Source organism: Massilia sp. 2TAF26 (assembly GCF_052115005.1).
Classification (GTDB): Bacteria; Pseudomonadota; Gammaproteobacteria; order Burkholderiales; family Burkholderiaceae_D; genus Telluria.
Genome location: NZ_JBFRFV010000011.1, coordinates 55,536 through 75,672, shown reverse-complemented (window position 1 = coordinate 75,672; position 20,137 = coordinate 55,536). Strand labels below are relative to the sequence as shown.

Below are 20,137 nucleotides of genomic sequence, written 5' to 3'. Positions count from 1 at the left end.
AATCAGTACTAGTCCGCCAGGAACATCTCCTGCAGGTCGTTGAGGAAGCGCTGTCCCAGCTCGGTCGGCTTGATGAGCTTGAAATCGCGGTCGATCAGGCCTTTCGCTTCGGCTTCGTTGAGGGCCTTCTCGATCATGGTGATGGACAGCCCGGTGCGCTCGCCGAACAGGTTCGGATCGAAGCCGCCGGTCAGGCGCAGCGCGTTGAGCATGAACTCGAAGCCCATGTCGGCGCGCGCGATCTCGTGCTCCTCGCTCACCGCATTGCCCTTTTGCGCCGCCTCGATGAAGGAAGCCGGCTGCTTGTAGCGCACCTGGCGCAGCACGCGGTGCGGGAAGGACAGCTTGGAGTGGGCGCCGGCGCCGATGCCGAGATAGTCGCCAAAGCTCCAGTAATTCAGGTTGTGGCGCGCCCGGTGTCCCGGCTTGGCATAGGCCGAGACCTCGTAGTGCTCATACCCTGCCCCCGCCATCTTCTCGAGGATCATGTCCTGGATGTCGGCGCTCTCGTCGTCGCTGGGCAGCTGCGGCGGATACTTGGCGAACACCGTGTTCGGCTCCATCGTCAGGTGGTACAGCGACAGGTGGGGCGGCGCGAAGGAGAGCGCGGTATCGATGTCGCGCTTTGCCTCATCCAATGTCTGCCCGGGCAGCGCAAACATCAGGTCGAGGTTGAAGTTGTCGAAGTTGGCCTGCGCGATCTCGACAGCCTTCCTCGCTTCGTTCTCGTCATGGATGCGGCCCAGGGCCTGCAGGTGCCTGCCGTTGAAGCTCTGGATGCCGATCGACAGACGGTTGATGCCGCTGGCGCGGTAGGCCTTGAACTTCTCGGCCTCGAAGGTGCCGGGATTCGCTTCCATCGTGATCTCGGCATTGATCTCCAGCGGCAGCAGGGTGCGCAGGTCGGACAGCAGGCGGTCCAGCGCGGCCGCCGACATCAGGCTGGGCGTGCCGCCGCCGATGAACACGGTGTGGATCTTGCGGCCCCAGATCAGCGGCAGCGACTGTTCGAGGTCGGCGCGCAGCGCGTCCAGGTATTCCTGTTCCGGGGCCAAGCCCTTCGATTCGTGCGAGTTGAAGTCGCAATAGGGGCATTTGCGCACGCACCAGGGCCAGTGGATGTACAGCGACAGCGGCGGCAGCGCCGCCAGGTTCAGGGAACCAGGCTGCAGGTATTGCAGGGCGGCGGTGGCCGGGGAACGCATGTCGTTCGAACTGCGAGTGCCGGCCGGGACGCCGTTGCCGACGGGTTTAATCGGGATCATTTCAGTTTCAGCTTGTCGACCAGTGCGCGGATCGCCTGGCCCCGGTGGGAAATCGCGTTCTTTTCGGCCGGCTCCAGCTCGGCGGTGGTCTTGCCCAGTTCCGGGATCAGGAAATGGGGGTCGTAGCCGAAGCCGTTGGCGCCGCGCGGCGCATCCACGATCCGGCCGCGCCAGATGCCGTCGGCGATCACCGGCTGCGGGTCGTCGGCGTGGCGCACATAGACCAGCACGCAGTAGTAATAGGCGGACTTGTCGGCGTGGCTTGCGAGGTCCTGGATCAGCTTCTCGTTGTTGCGGGCGTCCGACTTCGGCTCGCCGGCATAGCGCGCCGAGTATACGCCGGGCGCGCCGCCGAGGGCGTTCACGCACACGCCGGAATCGTCGGCCAGCGCCGGCAGGCCGGTCAGGCGCGAGGCGTGGCGGGCCTTCTGCAGGGCGTTCTCGACGAAGGTGCCGAAAGGCTCTTCCGCTTCGGGAACGTTGAATTCGCCCTGCGGATGCAGTTCGAAGCCGATCGGGGACAGCAGCTGGGCAAATTCCTTGAGCTTGCCTGCGTTATTCGAGGCAAGGATGAGGCGTTGGGTCATGGTCTTGTTGGAAAGCGCGGGGAAGGCCATATTTTAGCCGTCTTGACTTATCCGGGTGCGGTACTAGGCTGATTCATCGGCCACATGGGGCCGAGTCACTGGAGAGATGTCATGGACGCACAACAAAACAAGCAAGTGATACAGGAAGCTTACCGTCTGTTCCTGAACGGCGACATCCGCGGCGTGATCGAACGCTGCGACGACAATGCGGAATGGACCAGCCCGGACTCGGAATACATCCCCTTCGCCGGCACCTTCCACGGCAAGCAAGGCATTGCGGATTTCTTTTCCCGGCTGGACGCCAATGCGCAAGCCCTGCGCTTCGAACCGCGGGAATTCGTGGCGGAAGGCGACAAGGTCATCGTCCTCGGGCATGCCACGTGGCAGGCCAAGCCGACCGGACGCAGTTTCGATACCCCCTTCATCCACGCGTTCACCATGCGTGACGGCAAGGTGATCCGATTCGAAGCGCATGCCGACACGGCGGCCGGCGAACGGGCTTTCCGTTCAGACCAGTCCGCCCAGCCTTCCATGCCGAGCCAGCTGCACCATTAAACGCCAGGGCCGAGAGGACGTGGCGCCACCCCTTCATTGCTCATGACCACCGGCCGGATCGTGCCGTCCTCATTGAAGATCATCCGGTCGATGGCCATCTCGCGGTGGTGGCCGTTGTCGTCGCCCAGCGGCCGGCGGTGATAGACGATATACCAGTCGTCGGTCCCCGGCACGTTCACCACCGAATGGTGCCCCGCGCCGCGTGCGATCTTGCCGTCCTGCGCCAGGATCGTGCCGATGCGCTTGAACGGCCCGACGGGCGAGGAACCCATCGCATAGGCGACGCGGTAGTCGGGCCCGGTCCAGCCGCCTTCCGACCACATCAGGTAGTACACGCCCTTGCGCTTGACCATGAAGGAGCCTTCCACATAGTCGGGGTCGGGCGTGATTTCCTTGTAGGTCGTGCCGCCGGGGAAAGGCAGCACGCTCAGCAGGTCCGGCGCCAGCCTGACCACGTTGGCGTGCTTCCAGCCGCCGTAGTACATATAGAACTGGCCGTCGTCGTCCCTGAACACCATCTGGTCGATCGGCTGGGCGCCGTTGACGATCTCGCCGATCAGCGGCTTGCCGATGGCATCCCTGAACGGTCCCTCGGGGCGGTCGCTGACGGCCACGCCGATGCCGCCCGGCTGGCCGTTGCTCTTGATGTCGTTGGCGCCGAAGAACAGGTAGTACCTGCCCTTGTGCTCGATCGCCGACGGCGCCCAGACCGCGTAGGCGGCCCAGGCGACGTTTTCGACGTCGAGCACGTGGCGATGTCTGGTCCAGTGCACCAGGTCAGGGGAAGAAAAGGCGTCGAGGAAGGTCTGCTTCAGGTAGGGCTCCCAGATCAGCTCCTTCTGCGCGCGCATCTTCTCCTGCGCGGCCGTGAAGCGGGTGGAACGGTCCTGCTTGCCGTAGTCGTCGGAATAGGTCGGGTAGATCCAGTACTGGCCCTTGAAGATGCGGATTTCGGGATCGGCGTACCAGCCGGGGACGATCGGGTTGGCCGCCTGTGCGAGGGTGCCGGCGGCGGCCATCCACAGCGAGATCGCGGCGTGGCTTACGAGACGTGGATACTTTTTCATCACTCTCATCGATGTCAGTCGAAGTGGTCATTCCCAAAACTATTATCGCCGACGAAAAAGGCGAATGTTCCGAAAGCGCCGCTCGTCCACGTCTGTTTCGTGGTTTCGCGATAAACGAATCATTTGCCGCCGCTATTTACCTATCAAGACATGGAGGCTGTTTGGAAACGCTCCCATTTCCACCGGAAATTGCTTTGCATCGTGTTAATTGTTCGCTAGCATCCCGCCATTACATGATTACGTAATCCCGAGGAGACCCATGAGCACCACCGAAATCTTCCTGCTCGCGATGCTGCTGATCTTCGTCGCGCCCTACCTGGTCTGGCGTCTCTTCAGGACCGATTACTTCGCCCCGCTGGCCATCGTCCAGATCATCATGGGCATCGTGCTGGGGCCGGGCGTGGTCGGTGCCCTCTTCCCCGAATACCACCGCTTCGTCTTCAATCCCGACGTCGTGAAGACCCTGAACGGCGTCGCGCAATGGGGCGTGATGCTGTTCGTGATGCTGGCCGGCGTCGAACTCGACCTCAAGAAGGTCTGGCAGTACCGCCGCGAAAGCGCGACCGCGGCCGGCCTGTCGCTCGGCATGCCGCTGCTGTTCGGCTGCGGCGCCGCCCTCCTGCTGGTCCATTACGAAGGCTGGATGGGACCGAAGGCCGCGACCTGGCAGTTCATGCTGGGCACCGGCATGGGTTGCGCGGTGACCGCGCTGCCGGTGCTGGTGCTGCTGATGGAGAAACTCGACATCCTGCGCCAGCCGATGGGCCAGCGCATCCTGCGCTACGCCAGCCTCGACGACGTCGCCATCTGGGGCGTGCTGGCGCTGATCATGCTCGACTGGGAACGCGTGGGCCGCCAGCTCGGCTTCCTGCTCGCGTTCGCCATCTTGACCGTTTTGTTCCGCCGCCTGATGGCGCGCCTGCCGCGCAGCGACCGCTGGTACGTCGCCGTGATCTGGCTGATCGCCTGCTCCTTCGGCGCCGACTGGGCCGGCCTGCACTTCATGGTCGGCGCCTTCCTGGCCGGCGTGGTGATGGACGCCGAGTGGTTCGGCCAGGACCAGCTCGACGCCCTGTTCAAGAACGTGCTGCTGGTGCTGATGCCGGTGTTCTTCCTCAGCACCGGCCTGCGCACCAAGTGGGACCTGGGCGGCTACCAGGTGTTCTTCGTCGGCGGCCTGCTGCTGTTCGCGTCGGTGGCCGGCAAGCTGGCCGGCGCCCGCATCGCCGGCAAGGTCCTCAAGTGGAAGGATGGCGAGGCCTCGATCATCGGCTGGCTGCTGCAGACCAAGGGCCTGATCGAGATCATCTTCGCCAACATCCTGCTCGACAAGCAGATCATCACCAGCGAGACCTTCACGGCCTTGCTGCTGATGGCGGTCGGCAGTACCATGCTGACGACACCCGTGGTGCACCCGAAGCTGAACCGGGCGCAGAACCGCGGATTGGTCAATCAGGCCAGCTCCTGACTTCATGAACCGTATGGCGAGAACGGGACTCACGAAATCCCTGATCAGGGCCTGTCGCGACCGGCTGCTGGCCGAGGGCCGCTACCCCTTCGTCGACGCGCTGCGCCTGCGGCCGCCGGCGCTGAAGTTCCTCTGATCTGCCGCCGGATTACGCCGCCAGGCCCAGCGCCCGCTTCTGCACGGTCACCAGCTCGCGGATACCCAGCTCGGCCAGGTCGAGCAGGCGGTTCATGCCGGCGCGCGAGAACGCCGCGCCTTCGGCCGTGCCCTGCACTTCGACGAAGTGGCCGAGATCGGTCATCACCACGTTCATGTCGGTGTCGCAGTCCGAATCCTCGATGTAGTCGAGGTCGAGCACCGGCATGCCTTTGTAGACGCCCACCGACACCGCCGCCACGAACTGCTTGACCGGCACCGCGCCGAGCAGGCCCTGGCCGACCAGGGCATTGAAGGCATCGTAGGCCGCCACCATCGCGCCCGTGATCGAGGCCGTGCGGGTGCCGCCGTCGGCCTGGATCACGTCGCAGTCCAGGTGCAGGGTGCGCTCGCCGAAGGCCTGCAGGTCGAACGCCGCACGCAGTGAGCGGCCGATCAGGCGCTGGATCTCCTGGGTGCGGCCGGACTGCTTGCCGCGCGCCGCCTCGCGGTCCATGCGCGTGTGGGTCGAGCGCGGCAGCATGCCGTATTCCGCCGTCATCCAGCCCTGCCCTTTCCCCTTCAGGAAGCCGGGCACCTTGTCTTCGATGCTGGCGGTGCAGATCACCTTGGTGTCGCCGCATTCGATCAGCACCGAACCCTCGGCATGCTTGGTGTACTGGCGGGTCAGCCTGACGTCGCGCAGCTGGTCGACGGTACGGTTGCTGGGGCGGGAAGTGAAGCTCATTGGGGTCCTTGTCATTTGAGTAGCTGGGATGATTTCTCGATCGCGTCGCGGATCTCGGCGATGGCTTTTTCGATGTCATCGTCGTCGAAGTCGTCGGCCATGCCGGCGGCGGCGGGATGCTCGGCCAGGCGGGTCGTGACCTCGCCTTCCGGCAGCATCAGGGTCGAGACCATGCTGTCGTCGCCGGCGGACGGCGCATCATGCGCGCCCTGCCACTGGATGGCGAGGGCGGTGGTGTTGTCGGCGCGCTGGCCGGCGATCGCGGTGGCCATGCCGATCATGTCCGGCACCGCCTGCACGATCGTGTGGGTCGAGAGCTGGTGCACGATCTCGGTGTCGGGCAGGACGCCCCACAGGCCGTCCGAACAGAGCAGCAGGACGTCGCCCGGCTCCAGGCTGGCCTGGCGCGACAGCTCGACCCTGGGCGGCGCCGACGCCCCCAGGCAGCTGTACAGCTTGTTGCGGTCCGGATGGGTGTTGCGCTCGCCGGGGTCGGCCAGGCCCTTGGCGATCAGGTGCTCGATGTGCGAATGGTCGCGCGTGCGCGCCAGGATCTGGCCGCGCCGCAGCCAGTACAGGCGCGAGTCGCCGCAGTGGGCCCAGACGGCGCAGTTGTGCTGGACCAGGCAGGCGACGATGGTGGTGCGCGGATTGTCCGGCATCGCGTGTTCGCGGGCATAGCGCTGGATCGCTTCATGGGCCTGCATGAAGGCCTCTTCGAGGAAGCGCTCCGGCTTCTTCACCCAGGGCGTGGCCACGTTGCGGAACAGGGTCGACATGGTCTGCAGGGCGATGGTCGCCGCGACCTCGCCGCGCTGGTGGCCGCCCATGCCGTCGGCCAGTACGAGCAGCAGGGCCTCGCGGGTGTAGCTGTAGCCCATGCGGTCCTGGTTGACTTTGCGGCCGCCGATATGGCTCTGCTGGTAGACGGAAAACTGCATCGGGTTCCTTTCAGGTCTGGCCGCGGAAGCGGTTGACGAAGCCGCGCCAGCCGGACATCGGCGCTTCCTGTGCCGGGGTCGGCGCCGGCGCATGCGCCGAAGGGCCGGTTTGCAGCACCTTCTGCACCGCGAACACGCTCTGCGGGCGCGCCAGCGGATCCATCGCCAGGCAGGCCCTCACCATCGCCACCAGTTCGGCCGAATAGGCCACGCCGATCTTGTTGATGCGGGCCGCCATCTCGTCCGCGCCCCTGCGCTGGTCGGCCGGCTGCGGCGGCGCCCCGGCCATGCAGGCATAGATCGCGGCGCCGATGCTGTAGATGTCGGTCCAGGGGCCGAGCGTGGCGCCCTTCGCGTACAGCTCGGGGGCGGCGAAGCCCGGCGTGTACATCGGCGCCAGGGTCGGCACGTCGGTGTTGATGGTCTGGCGCGCGGCGCCGAAGTCCAGCAGCAGCGGGGTGCCATCGGTACGCAGGTAGATGTTGGCGGGCTTCAGGTCGAGGTGCAGCAGCTTGTTGGCATGGACCTCGCGCAGGCCGCCGCAGACGCCCTTGAAGGACTGGCGGATGAAGCCCTCGCCGGCGCGCTGCCCCCGCGCCAGCAGGCGCGAGATCTGCTCCTGCAGGGAGTGGCCGGACTCGTAGGCCATCACCATGTAAACCGTGTCGTTGGCGCGGAAGAAGTTCAGCACCCGCACCACGTTCGGATGGACGATCTTCGCCAGCGCCCTGCCCTCTTCGAAGAAGCACTTCAGGCCGATGCGGAAGACCGGCAGGTTGGCCTTCGAAATGCTCGGGGCCAGCTCGCCGGGCTGGCGCAGCGCCAGGGCGCTGGGCAGGTATTCCTTGATCGCGACCGCATTGCCGTCGCCGTCATATGCAAGATAAACAATACTGAACCCGCCGGACGCAATTTTCTTTACAATGCGATATCCGCCAATTTCCAGCCCGTCGGGCAGGGGAGCGTTATTTTGTGCAGCCATTTGGGAAAGTATTCCTTGCGTAACACGGCGATTGTGTGGATAAATCACCGCTTTGTAAAGAATAAACGGCCACTTCAGGGCCTGTGATTATCCGGGGACTCCATTGAGCATTTCTAGCATGACAGGTTATGCGGTCGCCACCAGCGAAGGCGCTGCGGGTACCCTCACGATCGAGATCAAGAGCGTCAATTCGCGCTTCCTCGACCTCCAGTTCCGCATCAACGACGAGCTTCGTGCGCTCGAACCGGACCTGCGCTCGGCGATCATGGCTGCGATCACGCGCGGCAAGGTAGAAGTCCGCCTCTCGTTCGGCCGCAAGGCGGCGAGCGGCTCCCAGGTGCTGAACCACGAGCTGCTGGCCGACCTCGCGCGGCTGCAGGGCGAGGTCACGCGCCATTTCGTGTCCGCTCCCCCGATGACGGTGGCCGAGCTGCTGCGCTGGCCGGGCGTGATCGAGGAAGCCCAGGTGGGCCAGGAGTCGCTGCAGGCCGACGTCGCCGAGCTCACCAAGAAAGTGGTGGCCAACTTCGTCGACAGCCGCCAGCGCGAAGGCGCGGCCCTGGAAGCGATGCTGCTGTCGCGCATCGAATCGATGGAAGCCATCGTCAAGCGCATCATGCCGCTGATCCCGCAGGTGATCTCGCAGTTCCAGCAGAAAGCGGTCGAACGCATGCAGGACGCGCTGGGCCTGGCCGGCCACGGCAATCCGCAGGTGCTGACGCGACAGGAAGTTTTCGAACGAATTCGCCAGGAAGTCACTTTGTATGGCATCCGCATCGACGTCTCCGAGGAGCTGTCGCGCCTGACCGCGCACCTGAACGAGACCCGCCACATCCTGAAGAAAGGCGGCCAGGTCGGCAAGCGCCTGGACTTCATGATGCAGGAGCTGAACCGCGAAGCGAACACGCTGGGCGCCAAGGCTTCGGTCAAGGAGCTGGCGGATGCGTCGATGGAGCTCAAGCTCCTTATCGAGCAGATGCGGGAGCAGGTGCAGAATCTCGAATAATCGCGGGTCAGAGCCCGAATTTCACGGTTGGGCTCTGACCCCGACTGATTAAACGGGTCAGAGCCCGAACTTGGCGGGTGGGCTCTGACCCCGACTGACTATACGCCGGGCTGATTTGCCTGGCGCACGTGGGCACGGGGTGCCCACCCTACATCGATTCGTAGGGTGGGCACTCCGTGCCCACGGACATTATGAATATCGAATACACGTAACAAAGGAACAACCATGCACACCAACGCCTTCTCCGGCAGCCTCTTCATTGTCGCGGCCCCGTCGGGCGCCGGCAAGTCGACCCTGGTCAATGCGCTGCTGGCGCAGGAGCCGGGCATCAAGCTGTCGATCTCGACCACCACGCGTCCGCCGCGCCCGGGCGAGCAGGACGGCGTCCATTACCAGTTCACCACCGCCGAGGATTTCGTCGCCCGCTCCGAGCGCGGCGAGTTCCTGGAGTGGGCCGAGGTACACGGCAATTACTACGGCACCAGCCGCCTGATGGTGGAACAGGAGATGAAGAACGGCACCGACATCCTGCTGGAAATCGACTGGCAGGGCGCGCGCCAGGTGAAGAAGCTGTTCCCGGATGCGGCCGGCATCTTCATCCTGCCGCCGTCGATCGCGGCGCTGGAGGAGCGGCTGCACAAGCGGGGCACCGACGAACCGCACATCATTACGCGACGTTTGCTGGCTGCGGGCGGCGAGATCGCTCACGCTCCCGAGTTCGAGTATGTTATCATCAACGAAGAGTTCAACGTCGCCCTGTCCGAGCTGCAGGCGATTGTCAAAGCGACACGAGCACGATTCGCCCAGCAGGCGGCCCGCAATGCTTCGCTGTTCGCGCAGTTGGGAATCCACGCGCATCAACCGCAAAATTAAACCCTCCGGGGTCATTGGCTGACGCCGATCGACCTCGACCGATCATCATTTTGGAGTAGACCATGGCCCGCATCACCATCGAAGATTGCCTGAAAAACGTCCCGAACCGTTTCCAGCTGACCCTGGCCGCCACCTACCGCGCACGCCAGCTGCTGCAGGGCCACACCCCGAAGGTCGAAGCCAAGGACAAGCCGACCGTCGTCGCCCTGCGTGAAATCGCCGCCGGCAAGGTCGGCCTGGAAATGCTGAAAAAGGTCCCGATGTAATTTTTGGGGTCAGATTTCTTGGCAGATTTCTTGGGGTCGGATCCCGGTTTTTACGCCTGGGATCTGGCCCCAACTGATTTTGGAGCCGGAATCAGTGAATCGAGAATAAGTCGGGGTCAGAGCCCAACCGCATGAACCGGGCTCTGACCCCGACTTATTCTGATATGCTGTTCTCCACAGCGGCCGATTTTCTTCGAGTATGACTTTGTCTCCACCGGATTCCATCCACTCAGGCACCACCAAAGGCCGGCCCAGCCGGCCTGCAAAGCCACAGGAAGCCGAACCGGCGCCTGCTCCTGGCGTCGCGTCGATCAGCCACCTGGCCAGCAAGCTGGCCGAATACCTCACGCCCGCCGAACTCAAGAAGGTCAAGGAAGCCTACCGCTTCTCCGACGAGATGCACCTCGGCCAGGTGCGCAAGTCGGGCGAACCCTATATCTCCCATCCGATCGCCGTCGCCGAGATCTGCGCCGACTGGAAGCTCGACGCCCAGGCCATCATGGCCGCGCTGCTGCACGACGTGATCGAGGACCAGGACGTCAAGAAGGAAGAGCTGCTCGAGCGCTTCGGCCCGCAGGTGGCGAACCTGGTCGACGGCCTGTCCAAGCTGGAGAAGATCGAATTCCAGAGCGTGGTCGAGGCCCAGGCCGAAAACTTCCGCAAGATGCTGCTGGCCATGGCATCCGACGTGCGCGTCATCCTGATCAAGCTGGCCGACCGCCTGCACAATATGCGCACGCTGGGCGTGATGGCGCCCGCGAAGAAGCGCCGCATCGCCGGCGAGACCATGGAAGTCTACGTGCCGATCGCGCACCGGCTCGGCCTGAACGACATCTACCGCGAGCTGCAGGACCTGTCGTTCTCGCACCTGTACCCGCTGCGCTACCGCACCCTGGCCAAGGCGATCAAGGCCGCGCGCGGCAACCGCCGCGAAGTGGTCAAGAAGATCCTCGACGCCGTCAAGAACCAGCTCGCCGCCGTCGGCATCCATGCCGAAGTCTACGGCCGCGAGAAGACCCTGTTCGGCATCTATAAAAAGATGCGCAACAAGCACCTGTCGTTCTCGCAGGTGCTGGACGTGTACGGCTTCCGCGTGGTCGTCGACACCGTGCCGAACTGTTATGTGGCGCTCGGCACCCTGCATGCCCTGTACAAGCCGATGCCCGGCAAGTTCAAGGACTACATCGCGATCCGCAAGATCAACGGCTACCAGTCGCTGCATACCACCCTGATCGGCCCCTACGGCACCCCGGTCGAATTCCAGATCCGCACCCAGGAAATGCACCGCACCGCGGAAAGCGGCGTGGCGGCGCACTGGCTGTACAAGACCGGCGACCAGAACATGTCGGACCTGCAGCAGCGTACCCACGTCTGGCTGCAGTCGCTGCTCGACATCCAGCAGCAGACCGGCGACTCGGCCGAGTTCCTCGAGCACGTCAAGGTCGACCTGTTCCCGGATTCGGTCTACGTGTTCACGCCGAAGTCGAAGATCATCGCCCTGCCCCGCGGCGCGACCCCGCTCGACTTCGCCTACTCGATCCACACCGGCATCGGCGACCACACCGTGTCCGTCAAGATCAACCACGAGCCGGCCCAGCTGCGCACCGAGCTGCACAATGGCGACATCGTCGAGATCGAGACCGACCCGAACTCGCGCCCGAGCCCGACCTGGCTCTCTTTTGTGCGCACCGGCAAGGCGCGCTCGGCGATCCGCCACTACCTGCGCACCATCAACCTGAACGAATCGGTGGAACTGGGCCAGGAACTGCTGTCGCAGGCACTGGGCCAGCTGGGCATCCGCGGCGAAATCCAGCAAACCACGATCGAGAAGCTGCTGTCCGAATCCTCGGCCAAGTCGATGGAGGAGCTGTACGCCGACATCGGCATCGGCAAGCGCATGCCGGCGCTGGTGGCGCGCCACATCTTCGGCCTGATGGACAATCCGGTCGACACGGTGCCCACCCAGCCGAGCAGTTCGCCGGAACTGGATCCGGTCACGATCTACGGCAGCGAAGGCGTGTCGGTGCAGCTGGCGCCCTGCTGCCTGCCGATCCCGGGCGACCAGATCATCGGCCAGCTGCGCCGCGACCAGGGCCTGGTGGTCCACACCGGCGATTGCTCGCAGGCCAAGCGCCTGCGCAACAAGGAGCCGGACCGCTGGATTGCGGTCCAGTGGGGTACGGAGCTGAACCGCCGCTTCGACTGCCGCATCCGCCTGCTGATCAACAACGAGAAGGGCATCCTCGCCCGAGTCGCCGCCGAGATCGGCGAGTCCGACGCCAACATCACCTATGTGGGCATGGACGAGGACGACGAACACATGATGACCCAGCTGCGCTTCACCATCCAGGTGAAGGACCGCGTGCACCTGGCCCACCTGATCCGCAACCTGCGGCGCGTGGCCGGCGTGAACCGGGTCGAGCGCGAGCGGACCTGATTTGCGCGTGGGCTCGGAGAGCCCGCGCGTTCAACGCACGGCCGCCAGATCGAACAAGGGGTTGTAGATCAATCCCAGCACATTCCCGAACGGGTCTTCCAGCTCGCCCACCTTGATCCCCTCCCCGACCTCCTGGATGGCTTCATGCACGGTCGCACCCAGCCCGAGGATGCGCGCGAACTCGGCCTCGATGTCGTCCACGCCCCAGTACACCACCGAGCCCGCCGTGCCCGGCGTCCCGTCCGGCACCAGGCCGAGTTCGAAGCCGCCGATGGCGAAGCCAACGTAGAAAGGCTGGTCGAAATAAGGTGCGCTGCCGAACACCTCCGTGAACCAGGCCTTGGCCTTGCCGAGGTCGGACACCGGGTACTTCACGGTACGTAATCCCTTGATCATATTCGTCTCCTTGAATGGCAAAGCGGCATCATGCCCGACGCCGCCCGCCGTGTATTGGAAAAATGGAAGCTTTACTTGGCCGGGCTCACATTGATGAAGGGGATGGCGCCGCCGGCCACGTTGGGCAGCTTGCCGTCCCACTTCTCGATGGCCTGGCGCTGGTTCTCCATCTCGCGCAGGCGGATCAGTTCCGGCGTCACCTGCTGGCGCTGCACGGCCAGCGATTCGGCCTCGGCCCTGGCCTGGGCCACGCGCTGCTTGGCTTCGACCTCGATGCGCTGCAGGTCGCGTTCCGCCTTCAGCTTGAGCTGCTCGGCCGTGGTCTTGGCTTCGATCGCCTCGTTGAAGGAGCGCGAGAAGTTGAAGTTCACGATCGAGAACTCGTCCACGACGATGCCGTGGCGCGCCAGGCGCTCGCGCAGCTGGGTCACGATCTGGTCGCGCACGTCGGTGCGCTTGGCGATCAGCTCCTCGGCCGTGAAGCGCGCGGTGACGGCCTTCACGGCTTCCTGCACCGATGGGATGATGATGCGCGTGCCCGGCTCGTTGCCGAGGTCGCGGAACACCGTCACGGCGGCTTCCGGCTTGACGTGGTAGTTCAGGGCCACGCGGGTGTGCACGGTCTGCAGGTCGCGCGAAGCGGCATCGCCGTCGCCCTCGCCCTTCTGGATCGAGACGTTGACCAGGTTGAGCTTCTGCGCCAGCGGCACGCGGAAGTGGATGCCCTCGCTCAGCACCTCGCTGCTCGGGCTGCCGAAGGTCGTCATCACGCCGCGGTGACCCGCCGGCACGGTGCCGAAGGGCGCCAGCGCCACCAGCAGGATCAGCACGATCACAAACCCCAAGGCCTTCAACGGAAAGCTTCGCATTTCGATGTCCCTTTCTGAATTGTTCTGACGAACTATTTATGAACTGCCAACAAAGTGTATAGCGGCAGAAGCGATAAGAACATCAGGAAATTCGGATGTTGAAGTTCAGGAAATTCGAAGCTGGCCTCAAGCTCGCTCCCGGTTTGTCTTCAAGGCGGCGCGCTGCAAGATCGCCGCCAGGCGTTCCAGGTCGACCGGCTTGATCAGGTGTTCGTCGAAGCCGGCCAGCAGCGATTCCGTGCGGTCTTCCTTGCGGCCGCGGCCCGTCAGGGCGATCAGGTAGGGCCTGGGATGGACGCGCGCAAGCTGGCGCGCGAGCTCGAGTCCGTCGACGTGGGGCATGCCGAGGTCGAGAATCAGGATGTCCGCCGGGCGCTCGCCGAACATCCTCAATGCCTGCTCGCCATCGTAGGCCACCGTCACCTCCGCGCCGCGGGCACGCAGCAGCATGGCCAGGGACTCGGCGGCGTCCACGTTATCGTCGGCCACGAGGACGCTGGCCTCGAGCTTCGCCGCCGGTTCGCAGCCGGCGGCCGGCGGCTGCGCATCCCGATGGCGGCTGGCCAGCGGCAGGCACAGGGTGAAGGTGGAGCCGCGATCCTTGCCCTCGCTGGCCGCGGTGAGCGTGCCGCCATGCAGTTCGGCCAGGCCGCGGGCGAGCGACAGGCCGATGCCCAATCCTCCCTGGGCCAGGTGACGCGCGCTGCCCACCTGGACGAAGGCCTCGAACACCTGGGAAAGCATGTCCGGCTCGATGCCGATGCCATTGTCGCTGACGGTGAACATGCAGTGCGCATCCGCTTTCTCGAGCCGCACCTCGATCCGGCCGCCCGCGGGCGTGTACTTTGCCGCGTTGTTCAACAGGTTCGACATGAGCTGGGCGATCCGGACCGGATCGGCAAGCACCCACACGGGTTCGTCCGGCAAAGCGATGTCGACGCGATGGCGCCCGGCCTCGATGAGCGGCATGCTGACCTGGAGCGCTTCGTGCACCAGGCCGGTCAGGTCGATGGTCTCCTTCCGCAATTGAATCTTGCCGCGGCCGATACGCGACACATCGAGCAGATCGTCGAGCAGGCGGCCCATGCGGGCGCTCTGGCGGCTGATCATCGCCGCGAGCCATTCGACGCGCTCCCGGTCCGCATGCTGGCTCACGAGCAGCGAGGCCGCGTTGGCGATCGGCGCCAGCGGGTTGCGCAACTCATGGGCGAGGGTGGCGATGAAGACGTCCTTGCGCGCATCCGCCTCGGTCAACTGGGCCATCGCCTGCTTGCGTTCCGTGATGTCGAGCGCGAGCGAGAAGACCGCGTCGATCCTGCCCTGCTCGTCGCGCAGCGCCGAATTGTGCCATTCGCATTGCACGACCGTGCCGTCGCGCCGGATATTCCGGTTTTCGCTCTTGATGTAGGCGGCCTCGTCGGTGACGAGCGCAGCCATGATCCCGTCGACGATGTGGAGATCGTCGGGATGGATGAGCTGGAGGGCATCGATCGGTTTGCCGATCACCTCGGAGGCGGGCCAGCCGAACAGTTCCTCGGCGCGCTTACTCCAGCGCCGCACGATGCGGTCGCCGCCCCACTCGATGGCGGCCAGCGGCGTGTTTTCCAACAGGGCGTGCAGGCGCTCGAGATATTCCCACTGGGCCCGTTCGGCCTCGATCCGCTCGGTCACGTCGTTCACGACGACCACCCTGGCGGCCAGGCTTCCTTCGCTGGTGTAGATCGGCGCGCCGCTGACCGAGAAGACCCGGCGGTCTCCCGCGGCCACGCGTTCCACGATCTCGTCTTCGAAGGGGCCTTGCCCGGCCGCGCGGTCGGCCTGCGCGACGACCATGTCCATGATCCCGGACCGGCCGCCGTCGATCAGCGCCTTGCCGCGTGCGTTGACGACGGCCTGGCGCTCGTCGCCGTCGAAGACGAACACCCCTTCGGGCAGCTGGTGCAGGACGGCCGCCAGCAATTCGTTGGACTTTTCGCGCACCCGCGATTCGATCATGTCGTCGAAGGCCGCTCGCAGGCGCACGTGGATGCTGAGGTTTTCGGCGCCGAGAACGCCGAGCAGGAACAGGGACCCCAGCAGGCTGCCCAGCCTGCCGACATAGAGGCCGAGATCGAAGGACTGGTTGTCGAAGGAGGCCGCCAGCGCGATGTCGTACACCCAGGTCAGCATGACCACGCTCAGCCACAGGTCGAGCAGGGTGCGCGGCCGCTTTTGCAGCACGGCGGCCAGGGCCAGTATCGACACCGCCAGCACGATTCCGATGCCGGCAAAATAGGTCCCGCCGGCACGGCGGTTCGCGGCGAGCGAAGCGACGAGCGGGTCCGGCCCGATGGCGAATCCGATGACGACGATGAGCAGGGTGCATAACGACAGCACTGCCTGGCGCCTGCGCTGGCGGCGTGACGGTTCGCCGCTCGCGAAGGCGTAGCCGAGCACGCAGGCCGAGAAGACCCCATGCCATGCGAGGTAGAGCCAGTCGTTGGCCTGCCGGCTGCTGATCGACTGGAACAGACTGATGAATTCGGGGAACAGCAGCGTGTAGGCGCAGGCCGCAACCGAGGAGAACAGGTAGCCGAACGCGAGGATGGCCAGGGCCGCTGAGCGGCGCAGCTGCATCTGGCCGATCAGCATCAGGCCGGTGAGCAGGCCGGTGATGGCCAGCCCGGCGCTCTGGATCTCGACGATGCCCAGGGCCGGGCTGACCGGCGCTTCGGCAACGCCAAGTACGGCGACGTAGGCGGCGACACCCGCGAGCAGGGTCAGGAGGACGAAGCGCGACTGGCTCCTGCCTGGGGCGCGGCTGGCAAGCTCGATCAGCTCCGGGTGGGTGCGGAAGGACACGTGTGTTCCAATGTGGTTGACGGCACGTTGAGTAGAGACCGGTTGCGCCGGTCTCACAATCCTACAGCAGTTTCTTCAAAGTCCAGCTAACGCCCGCAGGCCCAGGCACCCGCTAGGCGGTCAACAGCATGGCGCCGCGCTGCGGTGCCTGATGGTGCTCGAGCTGGAACACCGCGACCGCATCCGTCAGGGACCTGGCCTGTTCCTGCAGCGAGGACGAGGCCGCGGCCGCTTCCTCGACCAGGGCGGCATTCTGCTGCGTCACCTGGTCCATCTGCAGCACGGCGCGGTTGATCTGCTCGATGCCCTCGCTCTGCTCCTGGCTGGCGGTCACGATCTCCGACATGATGCTGGTCACGCGCGCCACGCTCGCCACCACCTCGCTCATGGTGGCGCCGGCCTTGTCGACCAGTTCGGTGCCGGTATCGACATTCGCCACCGAAGCCGTGATCAGTTCCTTGATCTCCCTGGCGGCGGCCGCCGAGCGCTGGGCCAGGTTGCGCACTTCGCCGGCGACGACCGCGAAGCCGCGGCCCTGCTCGCCGGCGCGCGCCGCCTCGACGGCCGCGTTCAGCGCCAGGATATTCGTCTGGAAGGCGATACCGTCGATCACGCCGATGATGTCGACGATGCGCCTGGACGAATCGCTGATGGTGCCCATGGTGTCCACCACCTGGGCCACCAGCTGGCCGCCGCGCAGCGCCACTTCGGATGCCGACACCACCAGCTGGTTCGCCTGGCGTGCGTTGTCGGCATTATGGCGCACCGTCGACGTCAGTTCTTCCAGCGAGGACGCTGTTTCCTCCAGGCTGCTGGCCTGCTCCTCGGTGCGGCCCGACAGGTGCAGGTTGCCGGAAGCGATCTCGCTGCTAGCGCCGGCGATGAAACTGCTGCTGTCGCGCACGCTGCGCACGGTGCGGGCCAGCTGGCCCTGCATCTTCGCCAGGCCCGCCAGCAGCTTGCCCATCTCGTCCTCGCGCTCGATGACCACGCTGGTGGCCAGGTCGCCTTCGGCCATCGCATGGAAGTGCCGCAGCGCCTGATCCAGCGGGCCCATGATCGCGCGCACCAGCGACACCGACGAGACCACGATCAGCAGGGCGCCGATCACGATGCCGGCAATCGACGTGTACATCACCTTGTCGGCCAGGTGCACGCCGCTTTCGTAATGGCTCTTCGCTTCCCTGATCTGGTACTGGTCCAGCTTGCCTGCAGCGTCATTGAAATCGGTGTAGAGGTTCAGGAGCCGGTTGTTCAGGGCATCGATCGCCGCGGCATCCTGTTTTTTCACCGCGTCCGCCAGCGCCAGCAAGCCTTCCCTGACATAGACGTCGCGCCTGGCGACGACGTCGCGCGCCAGTACGCTTTCCTCCGCGTCCTGAGGCAGGGCCATGTAGGCGGCCCAGGACTTGTCGGAATCGGCCAGGAAAGCCGCGACGCGCTCCAGCGTCTTGCCGACTTCCGGATCCTCGGGATGCAGGGCGGCGCGGTCGATGGCGAAACGGGCGCGGGACAGGAAATTCTTCGAATCGTTGACCGAGATGCTCGACACCAGCTGGTTCGAATACACGTCTTCCAGCGAGGACTCGAGGGAGCGCATGCCGAAAACGCCCAGCAGGCCGAATGCCAGGATGATCAGTCCAAGGAAGGCCATCGTCGCGATGAGGCGGGTGCGTATCGTGAGCTTGTTGAACATTTTATGACCTCAACAAAAGAGTGCCAAAGGGAAACCAGACACGAGTCCCTACTATACGATTTCCTCCGGGAAAAATTTGTTAATCCAGGTAAAGATTGTAGTTTTTGGTGAGATTTTCACATTCCGAGGCTGCTGCGCAACCAATCCCGTCCACGCGCATCCAGCGCCTTGTCGATGACCTCGGCCGGCAGGCTGTACACGGTGGCCCAGGTGGCGCGGCCGTCCGCCGCATTCGACGGAAAGCTGGTGGTCTCGATCGGCCAATGGTATTTGCGTTTCAGGGAACGGACGATGGCGGCGAGCGTCACGCGTCCGCGCAGGGGCTCGGCGCCGGCCTGGTCGGTATTCGACAGCAGGATCGCGAGGACCTGGCCGCGCGCCGTGCGCGGGCCGGGAAAAGTGGGGGTTTTCTTGGGCATGCCGGCATTCTAGCCGGCCCGGCCCGTCCGCGGCCGCGCGAAGTCCTGCGGCGTCTCCCCGGCAAACTGCTGGAACTCGTGGATCAGGTGCGACTGGTCATAGTAGCCGCACTCCCCCGCCAGCCCGGCCCAGTCGATGGCGCCCGCGCCGCTGCCCGCTTCGGCACGCAGGGCGGCGCTGGCGCGCCGGAAGCGGCACACCATGGCGAAGGTCTTGGCGTTCAGGCCGACCCGCTCGCGGAACTGCTGGGCCAGGTGCTGGCGCGAGACGCCCAGCGTGCCCGCCAGCTCCTCGATGCGCAGGGCGCCGCCGGCACGCTCGATCTGCCCGACGGCCGCGCGTACCAGGCGGCTGGCGCGATCCGGGCCGCCATCCGGGGCGCGGCCCAGGCGCGCCAGCAGCGCACGCTCGATGACCGCCAGGTGCTGCTCAGCGCTCGATGCGCGATCCCACAAGGCTGCCGCCAGCGCCTCCGCCTCATGGCGCGGCCACAGCTCGGACAAGGCCGGATGCCCGTCCTGCAGGGCGTGCAGCGGCAGGTCGAAAACGGCGCGCGCGGCGCCCGGCAGGAAGCGCACCGCCACCGTCAGCACCGGCTGCGTCACCTCGACCCGGTGCGGGCGCGACATCATCCCGGCGACGAAGCCGAGCGGCGCGCCGTCCTGCCACAGGATGTCGATGCAGTTGTCCGGCAGCACGCGGTGGCGCACCAGCGCGCCGCTCGGCGCCGCGTGGCTGGTCCACAGGCAGGCGACGTGGCCTGCGAGAAGCGGATGGGGCGGATATTCGCGGTACAGGTGCATGCCCCGAGTATAGTGCGGCTTATCAGGAAAATACTACACGGGGAAAGTACAGCGGAACCCGACGTAGGGCCGCTGCGCTCCCGGTTTCTCGTCGATTACCGTGAAGAGCCCCGCTCCTTCCTGCGACGACCAGGCGCCGCCCCGCGCCAGCGCCCGCCCCCACCAGCAGCGTCCGGCCTTCGGCCACCAGCCCAGTCCCCGCTCCCAGCGCCTGCCGGGCGCCCCCGACACGGTGGGCGAGGTCTCGGCGAAGCCGCGCGCCACGATGCCATCCGGGTTGCCCTGCACGTCGTCGAACACCCAACTGAAGGCATTGCCCGCGGCATCGTGGATGCGCTCGCCGGTCGACAGGACGTGCCAGCGCCGCTCGCGCGCATCGGGAGAGCACACGCAAGGCGGCTGGGCGCAGCCGAAGCCGGCCAGGTGCAGGCCCCGGTACAACTCGCCTGCCCCGGCCTCGCCGCCGCTCCAGTTCGCGTCCTGGCGCGCCAGGTCATGCGCGATGGCCAGGGCCTGCAGTTCGGTCAGCAGGCCAAGCCCAGCCTCCGCACAGGCGCGCTGCGCCGCGTGATAGCTGACGTTCACCCACGGCGGCGCATCCTCGCGCAGCAGGACCTGGCCGTCGGGCCCGCACGCCGCCAGCCAGCGCGCGACGGCGAAGGCCGGCACCGTGATGCCGCATGGGAGGACGGTCTCCGGCACCACGACGAAGCCCGGCGGGCACGCGAGACCGGCCGCCACCGCAGCGACTTCCGCATCGGCGTTCTTCATGTTCGGCCACC

The 20,137-nt window shown here is 65.5% G+C and carries 20 protein-coding genes; 7 read left to right on the top strand and 13 right to left on the bottom strand.

Going from position 1 to position 20,137, the window contains the following annotated elements:
* Window positions 1-8: 8 nt before the first annotated feature.
* Together hemW and rdgB are read right to left on the bottom strand one after the other, a co-directional pair.
* Window positions 9-1,265 (bottom strand): radical SAM family heme chaperone HemW, encoded by a 1,257-nt coding sequence (gene hemW / locus AB4Z32_RS13715; RefSeq protein WP_442122405.1) that lies wholly within the window; start codon window positions 1,263-1,265, stop codon window positions 9-11.
* Window positions 1,262-1,852 carry an RdgB/HAM1 family non-canonical purine NTP pyrophosphatase gene (gene rdgB, locus AB4Z32_RS13710; RefSeq protein ID WP_442122404.1) on the bottom strand — a complete coding sequence of 197 codons (591 nt, stop codon included), beginning with the start codon at window positions 1,850-1,852 and terminating at the stop codon, window positions 1,262-1,264. The genes hemW and rdgB overlap by 4 nt, the downstream gene beginning before the upstream one ends.
* A 111-nt stretch (window positions 1,853-1,963) precedes the next feature.
* On the opposite strand from rdgB, the gene AB4Z32_RS13705 reads away from it, so the two are divergent.
* Window positions 1,964-2,407 carry a nuclear transport factor 2 family protein gene (locus tag AB4Z32_RS13705; protein ID WP_442122403.1) on the top strand — a complete coding sequence of 148 codons (444 nt, stop codon included), beginning with the start codon at window positions 1,964-1,966 and terminating at the stop codon, window positions 2,405-2,407.
* On the opposite strand, the gene AB4Z32_RS13700 is transcribed toward AB4Z32_RS13705, so the two are convergent.
* A complete protein-coding gene (locus tag AB4Z32_RS13700) occupies window positions 2,404-3,474 on the bottom strand; it encodes a glycoside hydrolase family 43 protein (protein WP_442122402.1) in 1,071 nt (356 codons plus the stop codon). The two genes, AB4Z32_RS13705 and AB4Z32_RS13700, sit on opposite strands and share 4 nt — an antisense overlap.
* A 259-nt stretch (window positions 3,475-3,733) precedes the next feature.
* On the opposite strand from AB4Z32_RS13700, the gene AB4Z32_RS13695 reads away from it, so the two are divergent.
* Window positions 3,734-4,942, top strand: a complete 1,209-nt coding sequence (locus AB4Z32_RS13695; protein WP_442122401.1) for a cation:proton antiporter — start codon at window positions 3,734-3,736, stop codon at window positions 4,940-4,942.
* A 13-nt stretch (window positions 4,943-4,955) separates the two neighbouring features.
* Window positions 4,956-5,078 (top strand): hypothetical protein, encoded by a 123-nt coding sequence (locus AB4Z32_RS13690; RefSeq protein ID WP_442122400.1) that lies wholly within the window; start codon window positions 4,956-4,958, stop codon window positions 5,076-5,078.
* Window positions 5,079-5,090: 12 nt separating this feature from the next.
* On the opposite strand, the gene rph is transcribed toward AB4Z32_RS13690, so the two are convergent.
* Genes rph through AB4Z32_RS13675 form a run of 3 tightly spaced genes read right to left on the bottom strand, consistent with a single transcriptional unit; the run spans window position 5,091 to window position 7,748 of the window.
* Window positions 5,091-5,825: a ribonuclease PH gene (rph, locus tag AB4Z32_RS13685; RefSeq protein WP_442122399.1), complete on the bottom strand. Its 735-nt coding sequence runs from the start codon at window positions 5,823-5,825 to the stop codon at window positions 5,091-5,093.
* An 11-nt stretch (window positions 5,826-5,836) separates the two neighbouring features.
* Window positions 5,837-6,766, bottom strand: a complete 930-nt coding sequence (locus AB4Z32_RS13680) for a PP2C family protein-serine/threonine phosphatase (RefSeq protein WP_442122398.1) — start codon at window positions 6,764-6,766, stop codon at window positions 5,837-5,839.
* Window positions 6,767-6,776: 10 nt separating this feature from the next.
* A complete protein-coding gene (locus AB4Z32_RS13675) occupies window positions 6,777-7,748 on the bottom strand; it encodes a serine/threonine protein kinase (RefSeq protein ID WP_442122397.1) in 972 nt (323 codons plus the stop codon).
* A gap of 118 nt (window positions 7,749-7,866) precedes the next feature.
* On the opposite strand from AB4Z32_RS13675, the gene AB4Z32_RS13670 reads away from it, so the two are divergent.
* The 4 genes from AB4Z32_RS13670 (at window position 7,867) to AB4Z32_RS13655 (ending at window position 12,330) form a co-directional block, all read left to right on the top strand.
* Entirely contained in the window at window positions 7,867-8,754 is an 888-nt protein-coding gene (locus tag AB4Z32_RS13670; RefSeq protein ID WP_442122396.1) for a YicC/YloC family endoribonuclease, read from the top strand.
* 225 nt (window positions 8,755-8,979) lie between these two features.
* Entirely contained in the window at window positions 8,980-9,627 is a 648-nt protein-coding gene (gmk, locus tag AB4Z32_RS13665) for a guanylate kinase (RefSeq protein WP_442122395.1), read from the top strand.
* 62 nt (window positions 9,628-9,689) lie between these two features.
* Window positions 9,690-9,893: a DNA-directed RNA polymerase subunit omega gene (rpoZ, locus tag AB4Z32_RS13660; protein WP_005665923.1), complete on the top strand. Its 204-nt coding sequence runs from the start codon at window positions 9,690-9,692 to the stop codon at window positions 9,891-9,893.
* 199 nt (window positions 9,894-10,092) lie between these two features.
* Window positions 10,093-12,330 (top strand): RelA/SpoT family protein, encoded by a 2,238-nt coding sequence (locus AB4Z32_RS13655; RefSeq protein ID WP_442122394.1) that lies wholly within the window; start codon window positions 10,093-10,095, stop codon window positions 12,328-12,330.
* 30 nt (window positions 12,331-12,360) lie between these two features.
* Here the strand turns inward: AB4Z32_RS13655 and AB4Z32_RS13650 are convergent, their stop codons facing one another.
* From AB4Z32_RS13650 to AB4Z32_RS13620, 7 genes are all read right to left on the bottom strand, one after another.
* Entirely contained in the window at window positions 12,361-12,726 is a 366-nt protein-coding gene (locus AB4Z32_RS13650; RefSeq protein WP_442122393.1) for a VOC family protein, read from the bottom strand.
* A gap of 71 nt (window positions 12,727-12,797) precedes the next feature.
* Complete coding sequence (locus tag AB4Z32_RS13645; protein WP_442122392.1) at window positions 12,798-13,595, bottom strand: prohibitin family protein; 798 nt, start codon at window positions 13,593-13,595, stop codon at window positions 12,798-12,800.
* A gap of 126 nt (window positions 13,596-13,721) precedes the next feature.
* Complete coding sequence (locus tag AB4Z32_RS13640) at window positions 13,722-16,436, bottom strand: ATP-binding protein (RefSeq protein WP_442122391.1); 2,715 nt, start codon at window positions 16,434-16,436, stop codon at window positions 13,722-13,724.
* A 112-nt stretch (window positions 16,437-16,548) separates the two neighbouring features.
* Window positions 16,549-18,132 (bottom strand): methyl-accepting chemotaxis protein, encoded by a 1,584-nt coding sequence (locus AB4Z32_RS13635; RefSeq protein WP_442122390.1) that lies wholly within the window; start codon window positions 18,130-18,132, stop codon window positions 16,549-16,551.
* Window positions 18,133-18,248: 116 nt separating this feature from the next.
* A complete protein-coding gene (locus AB4Z32_RS13630; protein WP_442122389.1) occupies window positions 18,249-18,551 on the bottom strand; it encodes a hypothetical protein in 303 nt (100 codons plus the stop codon).
* Between the two features lie 9 nt (window positions 18,552-18,560).
* Entirely contained in the window at window positions 18,561-19,355 is a 795-nt protein-coding gene (locus tag AB4Z32_RS13625) for a DUF6597 domain-containing transcriptional factor (RefSeq protein WP_442122388.1), read from the bottom strand.
* Between the two features lie 33 nt (window positions 19,356-19,388).
* A complete protein-coding gene (locus AB4Z32_RS13620; protein WP_442122387.1) occupies window positions 19,389-20,126 on the bottom strand; it encodes a hypothetical protein in 738 nt (245 codons plus the stop codon).
* Window positions 20,127-20,137 lie beyond the last annotated feature (11 nt).